Source organism: Caulobacter sp. UNC279MFTsu5.1 (genome assembly GCF_900114015.1).
Taxonomy (GTDB): domain Bacteria; phylum Pseudomonadota; class Alphaproteobacteria; order Caulobacterales; family Caulobacteraceae; genus Caulobacter.
Window position 1 is genome coordinate 1 of the sequence record NZ_FORN01000079.1, and the last position, 13817, is coordinate 13817.

Annotated in this window: 18 protein-coding genes and 1 pseudogene; 11 read left to right on the forward strand and 8 right to left on the reverse strand. The window is 69.5% G+C overall.

Annotated elements, in window-relative coordinates; all coding sequences use genetic code 11:
• On the reverse strand, positions 1-283 hold a 283-nt coding region (locus BM066_RS26720), incomplete at its 3' end, for a hypothetical protein (protein ID WP_218150946.1).
• Between the two features lie 231 nt (positions 284-514).
• On the opposite strand from BM066_RS26720, the gene BM066_RS25065 reads away from it, so the two are divergent.
• Positions 515-988: a hypothetical protein gene (locus tag BM066_RS25065; RefSeq protein ID WP_089931093.1), complete on the forward strand. Its 474-nt coding sequence runs from the start codon at positions 515-517 to the stop codon at positions 986-988.
• An 89-nt stretch (positions 989-1077) separates the two neighbouring features.
• On the opposite strand, the gene BM066_RS25070 is transcribed toward BM066_RS25065, so the two are convergent.
• Complete coding sequence (locus BM066_RS25070) at positions 1078-2070, reverse strand: alpha/beta fold hydrolase (RefSeq protein ID WP_089931095.1); 993 nt, start codon at positions 2068-2070, stop codon at positions 1078-1080.
• A gap of 123 nt (positions 2071-2193) precedes the next feature.
• Between BM066_RS25070 and BM066_RS25075 the strand changes: the two genes are divergently transcribed.
• Positions 2194-2733: a TetR/AcrR family transcriptional regulator gene (locus tag BM066_RS25075; RefSeq protein WP_089931098.1), complete on the forward strand. Its 540-nt coding sequence runs from the start codon at positions 2194-2196 to the stop codon at positions 2731-2733.
• Here the strand turns inward: BM066_RS25075 and BM066_RS25080 are convergent.
• Both BM066_RS25080 and BM066_RS25085 read right to left on the reverse strand, forming a co-directional pair.
• Positions 2730-3194, reverse strand: coding sequence for a DUF4112 domain-containing protein (locus BM066_RS25080; RefSeq protein WP_089931100.1), 465 nt, complete (start codon positions 3192-3194; stop codon positions 2730-2732). The two genes, BM066_RS25075 and BM066_RS25080, sit on opposite strands and share 4 nt — an antisense overlap.
• 35 nt (positions 3195-3229) lie before the next feature.
• Complete coding sequence (locus tag BM066_RS25085) at positions 3230-3691, reverse strand: DUF4112 domain-containing protein (RefSeq protein WP_089931102.1); 462 nt, start codon at positions 3689-3691, stop codon at positions 3230-3232.
• A gap of 207 nt (positions 3692-3898) precedes the next feature.
• On the opposite strand from BM066_RS25085, the gene BM066_RS25090 reads away from it, so the two are divergent.
• The 3 genes and pseudogenes from BM066_RS25090 (at position 3899) to meaB (ending at position 5347) form a co-directional block, all read left to right on the forward strand.
• Entirely contained in the window at positions 3899-4216 is a 318-nt protein-coding gene (locus BM066_RS25090) for a heavy metal-binding domain-containing protein (RefSeq protein WP_089931104.1), read from the forward strand.
• Between the two features lie 9 nt (positions 4217-4225).
• Positions 4226-4329 (forward strand): annotated as a pseudogene (locus tag BM066_RS27430) (hypothetical protein); the annotation flags it as partial.
• Positions 4330-4363: 34 nt separating this feature from the next.
• Positions 4364-5347, forward strand: coding sequence for a methylmalonyl Co-A mutase-associated GTPase MeaB (gene meaB, locus BM066_RS25095; RefSeq protein WP_089931124.1), 984 nt, complete (start codon positions 4364-4366; stop codon positions 5345-5347).
• 50 nt (positions 5348-5397) lie between these two features.
• Here the strand turns inward: meaB and BM066_RS25100 are convergent, their stop codons facing one another.
• From BM066_RS25100 to rlmJ, 3 genes are all read right to left on the reverse strand, one after another.
• Positions 5398-6009, reverse strand: coding sequence for a hypothetical protein (locus BM066_RS25100; protein WP_089931106.1), 612 nt, complete (start codon positions 6007-6009; stop codon positions 5398-5400).
• 80 nt (positions 6010-6089) lie between these two features.
• Positions 6090-7367, reverse strand: coding sequence for a chromate efflux transporter (gene chrA / locus BM066_RS25105; protein ID WP_089931108.1), 1278 nt, complete (start codon positions 7365-7367; stop codon positions 6090-6092).
• Positions 7364-8185 carry a 23S rRNA (adenine(2030)-N(6))-methyltransferase RlmJ gene (rlmJ, locus tag BM066_RS25110; RefSeq protein WP_089931111.1) on the reverse strand — a complete coding sequence of 274 codons (822 nt, stop codon included), beginning with the start codon at positions 8183-8185 and terminating at the stop codon, positions 7364-7366. The genes chrA and rlmJ overlap by 4 nt, the downstream gene beginning before the upstream one ends.
• A gap of 124 nt (positions 8186-8309) precedes the next feature.
• On the opposite strand from rlmJ, the gene BM066_RS25115 reads away from it, so the two are divergent.
• From BM066_RS25115 to BM066_RS25130, 4 genes are all read left to right on the forward strand, one after another.
• The gene (locus BM066_RS25115) at positions 8310-9320 is read left to right on the forward strand and encodes a DNA topoisomerase IB (RefSeq protein WP_089931125.1); all 1011 of its coding nucleotides are present in this window, start codon (positions 8310-8312) and stop codon (positions 9318-9320) included.
• A 407-nt stretch (positions 9321-9727) separates the two neighbouring features.
• Positions 9728-10327, forward strand: a complete 600-nt coding sequence (locus BM066_RS25120) for a DUF2975 domain-containing protein (protein WP_089931112.1) — start codon at positions 9728-9730, stop codon at positions 10325-10327.
• Entirely contained in the window at positions 10327-10587 is a 261-nt protein-coding gene (locus BM066_RS25125) for a helix-turn-helix domain-containing protein (RefSeq protein ID WP_089931114.1), read from the forward strand. The genes BM066_RS25120 and BM066_RS25125 overlap by 1 nt, the downstream gene beginning before the upstream one ends.
• A 24-nt stretch (positions 10588-10611) precedes the next feature.
• Positions 10612-11463: an alpha/beta fold hydrolase gene (locus BM066_RS25130; protein WP_089931116.1), complete on the forward strand. Its 852-nt coding sequence runs from the start codon at positions 10612-10614 to the stop codon at positions 11461-11463.
• 23 nt (positions 11464-11486) lie between these two features.
• Here BM066_RS25130 and BM066_RS25135 read toward each other — a convergent pair whose 3' ends face one another.
• On the reverse strand, positions 11487-12476 hold the full coding sequence (locus tag BM066_RS25135; protein ID WP_089931118.1) for a helix-turn-helix transcriptional regulator: 990 nt from the start codon (positions 12474-12476) through the stop codon (positions 11487-11489).
• A gap of 96 nt (positions 12477-12572) precedes the next feature.
• On the opposite strand from BM066_RS25135, the gene BM066_RS25140 reads away from it, so the two are divergent.
• Entirely contained in the window at positions 12573-12917 is a 345-nt protein-coding gene (locus tag BM066_RS25140) for a hypothetical protein (protein ID WP_089931120.1), read from the forward strand.
• 283 nt (positions 12918-13200) lie between these two features.
• On the forward strand, positions 13201-13817 hold a 617-nt coding region (locus BM066_RS25145; protein ID WP_089931122.1), incomplete at its 3' end, for a flagellin.

Genomic DNA, 13817 nt, shown 5'->3' on the forward strand with positions numbered 1-13817 from the left:
CGCCCGTCACCAACGCACAGGTGAGGGTAACCCATGCCAGCCAAACGCTAGTTCCGATGCCCCTAAGCCTGAGGATGACCGTAAGCGACGCAGTTGCCGCTAACGCCATCGAGATCGTCGATCGCCAACCTGGGAAACTGACGTGCTGCACCCCGATCCCCAACTCGGATCGAAATCGAATGGTATAGCCGAGCGCGAGATAGCCAAGCTGTAGAGCAGCAACCCCCAAATAGGCTGCCAGCATCGTGGCAAGCCCTGCCACAGCAAATTGACGTCTATTCAACTGCGCCTCCGGAACATCGCGTAGCATCGCCGGCTGGTTGGAAGTCCGCAACGGGTCGATACGAGCCGACCATCTCCATGCGGGAAACGGACACGGGCCTGATCTGGGTTCGGCTGGCCCCCTCCCGACACCTGCATCATCTCTTGACCCCTTCTCCCCGGGAACCAACGCTGGGGAAACATCGGCGCGGCGTGTGATGGGCCTCCCGCCCCCAGCCGCCGAGGCCCGCCCATGCTCCCGCCGCCCGCCCGCGAGACGACCAGCTTTTCCCGCATCGTCGCCGCGATCGTCTTTGCCTTCGCCTTTCCCGCCCTGGTCCTGTCGCAGGCGATCATCTGGACCGACGACGCCGCGGCCTTCGCCCAGCGCGGCGCCACCGCCGCCTCCGCCGCGATCACGGCCCTGCCGTTCGGCGCGGTGCTGGGCTGGCCCTATGTGTTCTGCGCCGCCTGCGCCTGGGCCTGCCTGCATCAGTTCGGCCGCCACCACCGCGGCCTGGCCGCCCTGGTCGGCGCGATCACCGGTGCGGCCGTGGCGGTCAGGCTGACCGGCTGGCACGGCGCGAACGTCGCGCTGCTGTGGCCGCTGAGCGCCGTGCTGGGCCTGCTCACCGGCCTTGGCGTCTGGTGGATCGCCTATGGCCGGCGGCGGCGACCGGCCCAGCGTTCCGAACGCGGATCGCCCGTGCTAGGCCCGCGGCCATGAGCGCGCCCTGGCCCGCGCGCTCGAGACCTCCCAGCCGCACGGCGCTCGGCTTGGCGAGGCTACCGCCGATCCGGTAGCCTCGCCCGGCCTCAGGCCTTCACCTTCCGCCCCAGGAAGTCGACGATCAGCGCCCCGATTTCGGCGCTGTGGGTCTCCAGGGCGAAGTGGCCGGTGTCGAGGAGATGCACCTCGGCCTCGGGCTGGTCGCGCTCGAAAGCCTTGGCGCCCGGCGGCAGGAAGATGATGTCCTTGTCGCCCCAGGCCGCCAGGATCGGCGGTCTATGCCGGCGGAAATAGGCCTGCCAGGCCGGATAGGACGCGACGTTGGTGCGGTAGTCGTAGAACAGGTCCAGCTGGATCTCGTCTTGGCCGGGCCGCGCCAGATAGGCGATGTCCAGCTCGTAGCTGTCAGGCGACACCAGGCCGGCGTCGGCGCCGTCCAGATAGTGCCGACGGGTCATCTCGGGGGTCAGCAAGGCCCGGACGGCCGCGCGGCGAGCCGGCGATGGATCGGCCCAATAGGCCTTCAGCGGCGCCCAGACGGAGCTCAGGCCCTCCTCGTAGGCGTTGCCGTTCTGGGTGATGATCGCCGTGACCCGCTCGGGATGGGCGGCGGCCAGGCGAAAGCCGGTCGGCGCGCCGTAGTCGAACATGTAGATCGCGTAGCGCGACAGGCCCAGGGCCTGGGTGAAGCCGTCCACCACCTTGGCCAGATTGTCGAAGGTGTAGTCGAACTGGCCGCGCGGCGGGGCCTTGGTCTGGCCGAAGCCCGGCAGGTCGGGAGCGATCACCCGGTAGCGGCCGGCCAGGTGGGGGATCAGGTCGCGGAACATGTGGCCCGAGGTCGGGAAGCCGTGCAGCAGCAGGATCACCGGGGCGTCCTTGGGGCCGGCCTCGCGGTAGAAGACATCGACCTCGCCGACGACCTGCCGGCGATAGTGGACCTTGGCGGCTTCCGCGGCCTTGTCGCCGCCCGCAGCGGCGGCGGACCCGGCCAGGGCGACGGCGGCCAGGCCGGCGGCCGGGGCCAGCAGGGCGAGACGGCGGCTGACACGGCGGGGGAAGGTTTCGGCGACGGACATGATCGGGCTCCTGGTCCGAAAAGGTTGACGAAACCGGCGGTCGCGCTCAAATACGACCGACCGGTCGGAAAGACAAATACTACCGATCGGTCGGATGTAAAGTGCCTGACTGAAAGAAACCGTATGAAAGCCACCCTGGGCGACATCGTGCTCGAAGCCCGCGAGCTGTTTCGGGAACACGGCTATGACGGGGCCTCGATGCAGGACCTGGCCGAGCGCGTCGGCCTGAAGAAGGCCAGCCTCTACACGCGGTTTCCCAGCAAGGAGGCGCTGGTGCCGGAGGTGCTGGCGGTGACCCAGCAGGAGACCTTCGCCGGCCTGCCCCGCCCGGGCGGCGACTGGCGCGCCGACTATGCCGAACTCGTCGAGCGGATCGCCAACTCGTTCATCCAGAGGAAGCGCTGCGTGGGCCTGCACCTGGCCTATGGCGTCTCGGACCAGACGCCGGAGGCCAAGGCGGCGGTCGAGACCTTCTTCAACGGGCAGCGCGACCGCATCGCCGCGATCCTCGAACCGGGCCTGGGCGCCGAAGAAGCCCAGATCGTCGCCGCGGACACCCTGGCGCGACTGGAGGGGGCGACCCTGTGGCTGGCGACGACGGGCGACATCGGGCCCATGCAGCGGGCGGTGAAGGCGCTGATCGGCGCCCAGGCGGCCGGCTAGCGGCGCTCCTTCCGGACTCGCTTCTTCTTGCGCGTCCTGGCGTCGATCTCGTCGGGCAGGCCGTGCTTGGCTTCGATGTCCTTCTGCAGGGCCTTGGCGGCCATCAGGTGGCCGGGGAACAGGGTGTCGACGGCCCAGCCCAGCACCGGCACGGTGTCGGACAGGTTGTCGGCCACCAGATAAGCGGTCATCCGCGCCAGAGTCGGCGCGGAGGCCTTGGCCTGCACGGCATGAAACAGCAGCAGCCCGCCCGCGCCTAGGCCGTAGGCCAGGCCCGCGCCCGGCACCCAGGCCAGCACGCCGTCCAGCCCCAAGCCGAACGGACCCAGCCCGATCAGCCGGTCGGAGAGCCGCTTGATGGTCTCGGCGCGGCGCCAGGCCTGGTGCGCCTTGTGGCGCTGGCTGGCGGGTCCTTCGTCGACGACGTAGCCCTCGACGGTCTGCGCGGTGCGTTCGGTCATGTCAGGATCAACGCGCCTCCGCCCAGTTGGTTGTTCTAGCCCAGGAACACGACCCGGCGCTTTTCCTTGCCGGCCCGGATGCGCTCCAGCAGGTCGCGGTACTCGGCCGTGCCCTGCACGTCCTTGCGCGTGCCCTCGAAATAGATCGTGTCGTCCATGTGGTTGGTCAGCATGTCGGCCGACCACTTGTGGCCGGTGAACAGCATGTCGGCCACCTTGCCCACGCCCGGCACGGCGCCGGCCACGGTGTCGACCAGGATGATGGCCATGATCTGCACGACGATCATCGGGGCCGAGCGCGCGCGGACGGCGTCCCAGACGATCAGCCCCCCGGCCCCCAGGCTGTAGAGCTCGCCCGCCCCTGGGATCCAGGTCAGCAGGCCGTCCAGGCCGACGCCCAGCGGCCCCACCCCGACCACGTTGTCCGACAGCTTCTTCACCCGCGCCACGTTGTTGCGGATGTTGTGCAGGTCGAGATGCGATTTGGCGAAGATCACCGGCGGCCCCCCAGCTACGGCAAGGCTTCAATCTGCCTTAACCCTGGGCGCGCAGGAAGGGGCCACGGCGCAGTTTCCCGCAGCGCGCGAACCCGTTCCGCGAACCGCTCGCGCCGGAAGGGCGCCTCTCGCGAACGGCGCCGTTTATGCTTAAGCTGAAGGCGAGCGCCCCTTGGCCAAGGCTGGCCGGCTGACGAGGACCTGTCGATGCTGATCTCGACCACCCCGTTCATCGAAGGCCGGCCGGTCCAGGACTACAAGGGCGCGGTCTACGCCCAGTCGATCCTGGGCGCGAACGTGGTGCTGGACCTGATGGCGGCGATCCGCGACTTCATCGGCGGCCACTCCAAGTCCTACGAGCGCGTCCTGGCCCGGGCCCGCGAGGACGCCCTGAAGAACCTGGTCAAGGAAGCCGAGAAGCTGGGCGCCAACGCCATCCTGGCCGTCGACCTCGACTACAACACCGTGGGTCCGAACGGCGCGATGATGATGGTTTCGGTTTCCGGGACCGCCGTCGTCCTCTGAGGAGCCGAAATCCTCGCCCCAAAAGTCTCTTGGCGACAAGCTCAAGATGAGGATTTCTCCTGAAGGGCCTTGCCAACAGCCCTCATCCCGAGCTTGTCGAAGGACGAGGGCGGCCCCACGGTCGTCGATCTGAGTTGCGACGAAGCCTTGAAGCCGTCCATCGACATTGAAGATCTCGGGACGCGCCTGATCGCCGGCGACCGCGCCGCCCTGGCCCGCGCCATCACCCTGGTCGAGAGCCGCCGCCGCGACCACCAGAAGGCGGCCCGCGCCCTGCTCGAACGCCTGATGCCGCGCACCGGCGGGGCTCAGCGGATCGGGATCACCGGCGTGCCGGGCGCCGGCAAGTCGACGACCATCGAGGCCTTCGGCACGATGCTGACCGCCGCCGGCCACCGCGTGGCCGTGCTGGCGGTCGATCCTTCGTCCGGACGACACGGCGGCTCGATCCTCGGCGACAAGACCCGCATGGAGCGGCTCGGCGTCGATCCCAACGCCTATATCCGCCCCTCGCCGTCCGGCGGGGTGCTGGGCGGGGTGGCGCGCAAGACCCGCGAGGCCATGCTGCTGTGCGAGGCGGCCGGCTTCGACGTGATCATCGTCGAGACCGTGGGGGTGGGCCAGTCCGAGACGGTGGTGTCGGACATGGTCGACATCTTCCTGGCCCTGCTGATCCCCGGGGGCGGCGACGAACTGCAGGGCATCAAGAAGGGCCTGATCGAGCTGGCCGACCTGCTGGTGATCAACAAGGCCGACGCCGATCCGGCCCGGGCCGAGCGCGCGGCCCGCGACTATCGCAACGCCCTGCACATCCTGACGCCCGCGTCGCCCGACTGGACGTCGCCGGTGCTGACCGCCTCGGGCCTGACCGGGGCCGGCCTCGACGCGCTGTGGATCCAGATCCGCCGCCACCGCGAAATCATGACCGCCAACGGCGCCCGGGCCGCGCGACGGGCCGACCAGGACGGCCGCTGGATGTGGGCAATGGTCCAGGACCGGCTGGCCGCGGCGTTCCGCGAGGCGCCGGCCGTGGCGGCGATCGCGGCCGAGGTCGAACGCGCGGTGCGAGCCGGCGACCTGCCCGCCTCGGCGGCGGCCGACCGGTTGCTGGCGGCGTTCGGGCTGGAGTGACGCGCCCGAAATCCGCTCATCCCGGCCAACGCCGGGATGAGCGGATCAAATTAAGCGCCGCCCGCCAGCCGCTTGGCCTGGGCCACCCAGGCGTCGCGCTCGGCGCGGCCCTTGAGGCTCAGCTTGGCGTCGAAGTCGGCCAGGTCGTCGGCGCTCCAGCCGGCGATCTGTTCGAAGCGCGTCACGCCCAGATCAGCCAGCGACGCGGCCAGCTTGGGACCGATGCCGACCAGCAGGGTCAGGTCGTCGGCGGCCAGCTTGACGGTCTCGACGGCGGCTTCGACCACGGGTTCGGCCGTCGCCTCGACGGTTTCGGCGACGTCTTCCGCCTCCTGCGCCGCCTCCGCCACGACCGGCTCCAGGATGGGGGCTTCGGTGACGGGGTCGATCGGGGCCTCGACGACCGGTTCGGGGGCCGGCTCGGGAGCCAGTTCGACGGGCGCGAGGGGCTCCGGCGTCGGCGGGGTCTTGGCCAGGCTGGGCGCCATCAGCGCCTCGACATTGACGGCCTCGCGCCAGCGGGACGACCACCACCACCAGGTCGCCCCGGCCACGGCCGCGCCGCCGAACATCAGCCAGAGCGGCGAGGCCGCGCCGGCCATCAGGTTGGGACCCTTTTCAGGGTCGATCTTGGGAAGTTCGGGAAGGAACGACAGGGTCATGGCCGAGCTCCAACAACCGTCTTGTGCAGTGCAGCATAACACGGTTTTCGACTTGGCGAGTCGCAAAATCGTGACCGGACTCAAATCAGGCCGGTCGCCCCCAGCGCCAGGCCGGCGGCGACCATGGCCCCCACCACCGCCAGGATCGGGGCGCGCAGGGCGAACACCAGGCCGCAGGCCAGGACGATCAGGCCGGCCGCCGGCAGGTTGACGCTGGCTAGGTCCGGCAATTCCGCCCGCAGCGGTCCCCAGACGCGGACCGCGCCCACCCGGAATAGCAGATGCACGGTGAACCAGACGGCCAGGTTGGCGATCACCCCGACGGCGGCGGCCGAGACCAGGGCCAGGGCCCGGGCGGGTCGGGGACGGGACCGCAGGCGCTCGAAGAACGGCCCGCCGGCGAAGATCCACAGGAACGACGGCGCGAAGGTGGTCCAGGCGGCCATCAGCCCCCCGGCCAGGGCGGCGATCCAGGCCAGGTCCGGCGGCGCGTTCTGATAGGCGCCGACGAAGCCGACGAAGACCAGGACCAGCACCAGCGGCCCCGGCGTGGTCTCGGCCAGGCCCAGGCCGTCCAGCATCTGGCCCGGCGCCAGCCAGCCGAACGCGCCAGCCGCCTGGCCGACATAGGCCAGGGCCGCATAGGCGCCGCCGAAGCTGGCCACGGCCAGGACGCTGAACACCCCGCCCATCCGGGCCAGGGTCGATCCCGGCGCGACCGCCAGCGCCAGCAGCACCGGCGCCAGCCAGACGGCCAGGCAGACCAGGGCCGTGCGCCAGGGCGTCCGCGCGCCGGCCTCCGCGGGGTCGGTCGCGACCGCGCCGCCGCCCAGGACCCAGCCCACCGCGCCAGCGGCCAGGATGATCAGCGGGAACGGCAGGAGGGTGAAGGTCAGGGCGGCGAAGGCCAGGCCCGCCGCCCACCAGCCGGCCACGCTCTTGATCGCCCGGCCGCCCATGCGGATCAGGGCCTGCAGCACCAGGGCGACCACCGCCGCCTTCAGCCCCAGCAGGGCCGGACCCGCCCAGGCCGCGCGGCCGTGGGCGACGTACAGCGCCGACAGGCCCAGCATCACCGCCAGGCCCGGCAGCACGAACAGCAGGCCCGCCGCGATCCCGCCGCGCACGCCGTGCAGCCGCCAGCCCAGCCAGGTGGCCAACTGCTGGGCCTCCGGTCCGGGCAGCAGCATGCAGAAGCTCAGGGCGTGGGCGAAGCGCGCCTCGTCGACCCAGCCGCGCCGCTCGACCACTTCGCGGTGCAGCAGGGCGATCTGGCCGGCCGGCCCGCCGAAGCCCAGGCAGCCGACCTTGAGCCAGACCCAGAACGCCTCCCGAAAGCTGGGCTGGCCGGTCGTCACGCGCGCCAGATCCGGGCCTTGGCGCCGGCCTCGCCGAGATTGTCGGCCAGCCAGGTCGTGGCCTCGGCGATCGCGCCTTCGGTGGACGGGGGCGCCCCGACCATGACCATCGCGCAGCCGTTCATCTTCATCGGATCCGTCAATGGCCTCAGGCGCAGCTCCGCAGCTAGCGCATCATTCGTGACGGTTTCCATCGCCCGCATGAAGGCGTCGAAGGTTTCCAGGTCCTTCAGCGGCATCCAGGCGGCGATGACCGCCTGCTTGTCCCGGGCCAGCACCGCCCGGGTCGTGGCGACGATCTGGGCGTAGTCGTCGCTACGCTCGAACGGCGGGTCGATCAGGACGAAGGTGCGCCCACCCTTGCCCGCCCGCGCCGCGGCCGTGGCGTAGCCGTCGTCCTTGACCGCCTGGGCGAAGGCGTAGGGCGCCAGGGTCCGGCGCAGGCTGTCGAAGTCGTCGGGCCGCAGCTCGCACGCCGTGTAGCGATCGATCTTGCGCAGGGACCTGGCGATCAGCAGCGGCGAGCCGGGATAGAGCGCCCCCCCGCCGTCGCCGTTCAGCGCCTTCACTACCGCCACCAGCGGCGCGAACACCGCCGGAACCGCGTCCAGGTCGAGCAGCCGCCCGATCCCCGCCGCCGCCTCGCCCGAGCGCCGGGCCATGTCGCCTCCCAGGTCGTAGGCCCCGGCGCCGGCGTGGGTGTCGATCACCGACAGCGGCGCCTCGCCGGCGGTCAGCGCCTTCAGCAGGGCCAGCACGATCGTGTGCTTCTGCAGGTCGGCGAAATTGCCGGCGTGGAAGGCGTGTCGGTAGTTCATGTCTGGCGCGTCGCTCCCGGAACCGGCGCTCCGTCTATCACGTTGGCGGACAATAGGTTGGGAGCGAGGCGATGGATCGGGATTTTTCGGATCACGGCGCGAGTCGCCCAGCGAGGCGATGAGCATGCCCCGCGACACGCTCGAAACCGCCCCCGCCGAACGCACCCTGCTGGCCTATGTCGACGACCAGGAGCAGGGCCTCCGCCGCGTGGCCCGCGGCAAGGGCTTTTCCTATGTCGACGAGGACGGCCGGGCCGTGAAGGACCAGGCGACTCTGGCGCGGATCAAGGCCCTGGTCATCCCGCCGGCCTGGACCAGCGTGTGGATCTGCCCCGACCCCAACGGCCACATCCAGGCGGTCGGCCGCGACCAGAGGGGCCGCAAGCAGTATCGCTATCATCCCGAGTGGCGGGCCGACCGCGACGCGCGCAAGTACGACCGCATGGCCGCCTTCGGCCGCGCCCTGCCCCGGCTGCGCCGGCGCGTGGCCGCCGATCTGTCGCGCCGGGGCTTGCCGCGCGACAAGGTGCTGGCCGCCGTGGTCAGCCTGCTGGAGCTGACCCTGATCCGGGTCGGCAACGACGAATACGCCAAGGCCAACAAGAGCTTCGGCCTGACCACCCTGCGCAAGCGCCACCTGAAGCTGGCCGGCGGCGGAGCGGTGTTCGAGTTCAGGGGCAAGAGCGGCAAGCTGCATAGGACAGGCTTTCGCGACCGGCGCCTGGCCCGGATCGTCGGCGCCTGCCAGGAGTTGCGCGGCCAGCGATTGTTCCAATATGTCGACGAGGACGGCCAGCGGCGCGCCGTCGAAAGCAGCGACGTCAACGATTACATCCGGGCGGCCTGCGGCGACGACTTCTCGGCCAAGGACTTCCGCACCTGGTACGGCTCGCTGGCGGCGCTGGAGGCGTTGAGCCTGCGCCCCCGGCCCGCGACCCAGGCCGAGGCCCGGCGCACGCTGAACACTTGCGTCAAGGCGGTGGCCGGCCTGCTGGGCAACACCCCCGCCGTCTGCCGCGCGGCCTACATCCACCCCAAGGTGCTGGAAGCCTTCGAAGCCGGCCGCCTGCCCAAGCGGCCGGCTTCGTCGCCCAGGGGCAAGGAGCTGAGGCTGCTGAAGCTGGTTGGGGGGTGAGGTTCCGGCCGAATGAGACAGCCAAGATCGCAAAGACCTTAGATCCGTTGTCCTCCCGGAGGCCTCGCAGAGGCTGTCCGGGATCCAGGGGACTGGGGCAAAGGCCTTTGCGGTTCACCTGGATCCCGACAAGCGCTGCGCGCTTTCCGGGAGGACAATATTTGGGTGGTGGATACAGACCTGGGCGGATCGACCTTCGGCTCCTGGCCGAAAACCTCGTCCTTCGGTTGGAAGCGCCGTCCTCCCGGCGCTTTCGAGGGCAAGTCGGAACCGTCCGCTCATTCTCGACATGGCCCGGTGATTTTTTCGAGCCCTTTGTTCGCGCTTGGACGGATCCGCTATCCGGCAAAATTTATCGTTTGACAGAAAGAAATTTCAGAAAGAATTTGACGACACGGGAGGACGCCATGAGCACCGTCGTCACACTGAAGCCGCGCGCCGAGGCCCTCGTCGCGACCGAGACCGCCGCCCAACGTCGCGTGCGCCTGGGCAGCCACGCCCTGGCCTGGCTGTTCACCGGCCTGCTGGCCCTGTCGATCGCCATCCTGGTCGCCGCTCTCGCCGCCATGCTGTTCTACAAGGGCGAACTGGTCCGGATCGGTCCCGACAATTGCTACATCGGAGAGGGACCGCCCAATTCCGTCGCCTTCGGCTCCCTGCCCCTGCTCCATCGGCTGATCTATTGCCTGGTCGGGATCGTGCGCGCGACGCCGATCATCATGCTGTTCTGGAGCGTGCGCTCGCTGTTTCGCCTCTACGCCCGGGGTCGGGTGTTCTCGCCCGCGAACGGCCGAAGCTTCAGCCGGGTCGGCGGCTGGCTGTGCGCCTACGCCCTGTCGCCCTTCGTCTGCCACCTGTTCCTCAGCGCCACGGGTTATGAGATCGACAGGAACTGGGCCCACATGGCCAGCGTCCAGGCCTTCGTCCTGGGCCTGCTGGTGTTCGTGATCGGCCAGGTCATGCAGGTGGGCCGCGAGATCGAGGAAGACCGCGAGGCGTTCGTCTGATGCCGATCATCCTGCGTCTCGACGTGATGCTGGCCCGGCGCAAGGTGCGCTCCAACGTCCTGGCCCGCGCCATCGGCGTCACCGAAGCCAATCTCTCCCTGCTGAAGTCCGGCAAGGTGAAGGGCATGAAGTTCGAAACCCTCGAGGCGATCTGCGCCTATCTGCGCTGCCAGCCGGGCGACATCCTGGAATACGCGCCCGGCGACGGCGCGGACCAACTTCCCCACGACCACGAGCAGGACACGCTCAAACGCGCCTGAGGGCGCTTCAACCGGGAGACATCGATGCGACTGTTTTCAACGCCCGCTGCGGCGATCGCCCTCGGCTGCCTGCTGCTCGGCGGAGCGCCGGCCTGGGCGGCGCCCAAGCTGATCCCTGTCGATGGCGGCCAGGTGTCGTTCGAGACCTGCGGCTCGGGACCCAAGGCCATCGTCCTGCTGCACGACGGCATTCTCGACGGTTCGGCCTTCGACGCGGTTTGGCCCAAGCTTTGCGCCCGGTTCAAGATCGTGCGCTACGACCGGCGGGGCTACGACGCCTCGCCGCCGGCCGCCGCGCCCTACGACGCCGTCGCCGACCTAGACGCGGTCATGAAGGCGGCGGGCGTCCAGCACGCCACCCTGGTGGGCTCCTCGTCCGGCGGCGGCGTCGCGACGGACTTCGCCCTGGCCCATCCGCGGGCGGTGGACGGCTTGATCCTGGTCGGCGCGGCGGTCAACGGCTTCAAGCCCACCGAACACTTCATGAAGCGCACGCAGACCCTTGTGACGCTGCTGTCCCAAGGCCGTCTCGCCGACGCCGTCAAGGACCCGTACATCCTGACGCCCGGCGCCGAGGCCGAACGCGCGTTCGTGGTCGCGGACATCACCGCCCATCCCGGCAATTTCGGCGCGGCCCAGATGATCAAGGACGGGCCGGAAGTCATGGGGCGGCTCGGCGAGATCAAGGTCCCGACCCTGATCGTCACCGGCGAGGTCGACATCCCCGACGTTCACGCCCACGCCGGCGCCCTGGAGGCGCTGATCCCCGGGGCCCGGCGCGTGATCGTGCCGAACAGCGGCCACTTCCTCTATCTGGAACAGCCTAAGGCCTTCACCGAACTGATAACCACGTTCGTCGATGCAGAAGGACGCTAGACGGAGGCCCCGGCGGCCAGGCGTCATGTCCGGTCGCCTTCGTGCGCCCGCAGCGCCGTCCTCAGTTCCTCGACCATCATCGCCCGCAGGCCCGGCGGCGAGAGGATCTCCACCGCGTCGCCCCAGGTGAACAGGTGCCAGGCCAGTTCGCGCATGCCGCTGGCCCGGAAGGTGACCAGCACCGAGCCGTCCGGGTCCTGGGTCACGGTCTGGTTGGGGTGAAAGCGCCAGCGCAGGGCGTCCTCGGCGCGGCTGGTCCCGATGCGCAGGGCCACGTCCTCGATCTCGCCGTGATAGATGCCGAAGCTCTCGTCGGCGAAGGCCTGCAGCGAGAAGTCCTCAGGCGGCGGGGCCGGCTCGTCCAGAGCCGTCACCGCCTGCATGCGGTCCAGGCGGAAGGTGCGGGGCTTGGGATCCCGCCCCTCGGTCGCCACCAGATAGTTGCTGTGGCCGAACAGGATGCCCAAGGGCGTGACCTTGCGGGTCCGGCCCGGCGCGCTGCCGCCCTCGTAGCGGAACGACAGGGCCTGCAGCCCCTTCACGGCCGTGCGGATGGCGGTCAGCACCTGCTCGCTCTCGAACGGGCGGGGACCGGGGTGGACGGCGATGGTCTCGGCCTGGACCAGGGCCTCGACATCGGGGGCCACCTTGCGCCGCGCCGCGCCGCGCAGGGCCGACAGCAGCTTGCGCTCCAGGGCGTAGAGGGCCGCGGCCCGCCCCTCGGCGCCGCCGGCGGCGTAGCTGTCGGCCGCGGTGCGCAGGGCCGCCAGCTCCTCGGCGGTCGGGGTCTGGAACAGGCTGTCCAGGCCGGACGGGATGTGGAAGCGCTTGGTCGGCGGATCCTCGATCGCCTCCATCTGCGGGAAGGCGGCCCAGACGGCGTCGCGCATCCGCTCGGCCGTGCGCCGGCCCACGCCCATGGCGCGGGCCATCTCGTCGAGGGTCAGGCCCTCGGACGATCCGGCCAGCATCCGGGCCAGGTCCAGCAGTCGGGTCGCCTTGTCGTGTCGCATGACCCGACTCTATACGACCGTTTTTGACGCAGAACACCCGCAAAAGGGAGACTGAAGAAACCCGCCGGGCAGAACGCCCCGATCCGGAGCCCCGCCATGAACCGTCTCCTCGCCCAGGATTGGCATGTCGCCCCCGTCAGCGCCGCCATGATCTCGGCCGTGCTCGACTTCGCCGACATTCACCGCGACCTCGGCGGCGGGCGCACCCTGATGCGGCTGAGCCCCGAGCGGGTGCTGCGGGCCGACATCATCCTGCTGCTGGGCCGCGACGCCGGACGCGCCGCCGACATCGGCCTGGTGTGGAACGATCGCGAGGACCAGATCGTCCGGATCATCGACGACGCGGCCCTGCGCGCCTCGCGGCGGGCCGCCTGGGAAGAGGCCTTCGACCTTTTCGAAGCCGACGACCGCGACGCGGCGCCGCAGCGCCTGTGCGCCTGACGTCCGTCGACGGACAATTGGCCGCAGGCGCCGCCCCAAGCGGCTTCGCCCGCAAGTTGTCGTCGCCCCCGAATTTGCTGGACGACGCCATTATTGCGTCAAATCGACACATATCTCCAGGATTGCAAATACAACCCTGCAAATTTTTCCCATCTTACAGTCATGCTTGAGCAATAACTTCCCAGTTCATCGATTTTAAACAGGCTGCCGACATCCTGGTCACGAGCAAAATGCTCTCGGCAGTCAAAACGACGCCGAACAACCTCGAATAGGAATCAGTCGGATGCCGCTGAATAGCGTCAACACCAACTCGGGCGCGATGATCGCCCTGCAGAACCTGAACACCACCAACAGCGAACTTCAGGTCACGCAACAACGCATCAACACCGGCAAGAAGATCGGCAACGCCAAGGACAACGGCGCGATCTGGGCGATGAGCAAGGTGCAGTCCTCGACCGCCGGCTCGCTGAACGCCGTCAAGGACTCGCTGCAACGCGGCCAGTCGACCATTGATGTGGCCCTGGCCGCCGGCGACACCGTCACCGACCTGCTGGGCAAGATGAAGGAAAAGGCGCTCGCGGCTTCCGACACCTCGCTGAACACCGCCTCGTTCAACGCCCTGGTCTCGGATTTCACCTCGCTGCGCGACCAGATCACCAAGGCTGTCACCAACGCCAAGTTCAACGGCGTCAGCATCGCCGACGGCTCGACCACCAAGCTGGCCTTCCTGGCCAACTCGGACGGCACCCAGTTCACCGTCAGCGCCAAGACCATCTCGCTGGTCGGCCTGGGCCTGACGGCGACCTCGACCTTCGCCAACGCCGCGGCCGCCAAGACGATGATCACCACGATCAGCAACGCCCTGGGCACGGCGACCAACAAGCTGGCCTCGCTGGGCAC

Coding starts and splice junctions, on each gene's coding strand:
- BM066_RS25065 (WP_089931093.1), top strand. CDS start 515: ATGCTCCCGCCGCCCGCCCGCGAGACGACCAGCTTTTCCCGCATCGTC.
- BM066_RS25070 (WP_089931095.1), bottom strand. CDS start 2,070: ATGTCCGTCGCCGAAACCTTCCCCCGCCGTGTCAGCCGCCGTCTCGCC.
- BM066_RS25075 (WP_089931098.1), top strand. CDS start 2,194: ATGAAAGCCACCCTGGGCGACATCGTGCTCGAAGCCCGCGAGCTGTTT.
- BM066_RS25080 (WP_089931100.1), bottom strand. CDS start 3,194: ATGACCGAACGCACCGCGCAGACCGTCGAGGGCTACGTCGTCGACGAA.
- BM066_RS25090 (WP_089931104.1), top strand. CDS start 3,899: ATGCTGATCTCGACCACCCCGTTCATCGAAGGCCGGCCGGTCCAGGAC.
- BM066_RS25100 (WP_089931106.1), bottom strand. CDS start 6,009: ATGACCCTGTCGTTCCTTCCCGAACTTCCCAAGATCGACCCTGAAAAG.
- rlmJ (WP_089931111.1), bottom strand. CDS start 8,185: ATGAACTACCGACACGCCTTCCACGCCGGCAATTTCGCCGACCTGCAG.
- BM066_RS25115 (WP_089931125.1), top strand. CDS start 8,310: ATGCCCCGCGACACGCTCGAAACCGCCCCCGCCGAACGCACCCTGCTG.
- BM066_RS25120 (WP_089931112.1), top strand. CDS start 9,728: ATGAGCACCGTCGTCACACTGAAGCCGCGCGCCGAGGCCCTCGTCGCG.
- BM066_RS25125 (WP_089931114.1), top strand. CDS start 10,327: ATGCCGATCATCCTGCGTCTCGACGTGATGCTGGCCCGGCGCAAGGTG.
- BM066_RS25130 (WP_089931116.1), top strand. CDS start 10,612: ATGCGACTGTTTTCAACGCCCGCTGCGGCGATCGCCCTCGGCTGCCTG.
- BM066_RS25135 (WP_089931118.1), bottom strand. CDS start 12,476: ATGCGACACGACAAGGCGACCCGACTGCTGGACCTGGCCCGGATGCTG.
- BM066_RS25140 (WP_089931120.1), top strand. CDS start 12,573: ATGAACCGTCTCCTCGCCCAGGATTGGCATGTCGCCCCCGTCAGCGCC.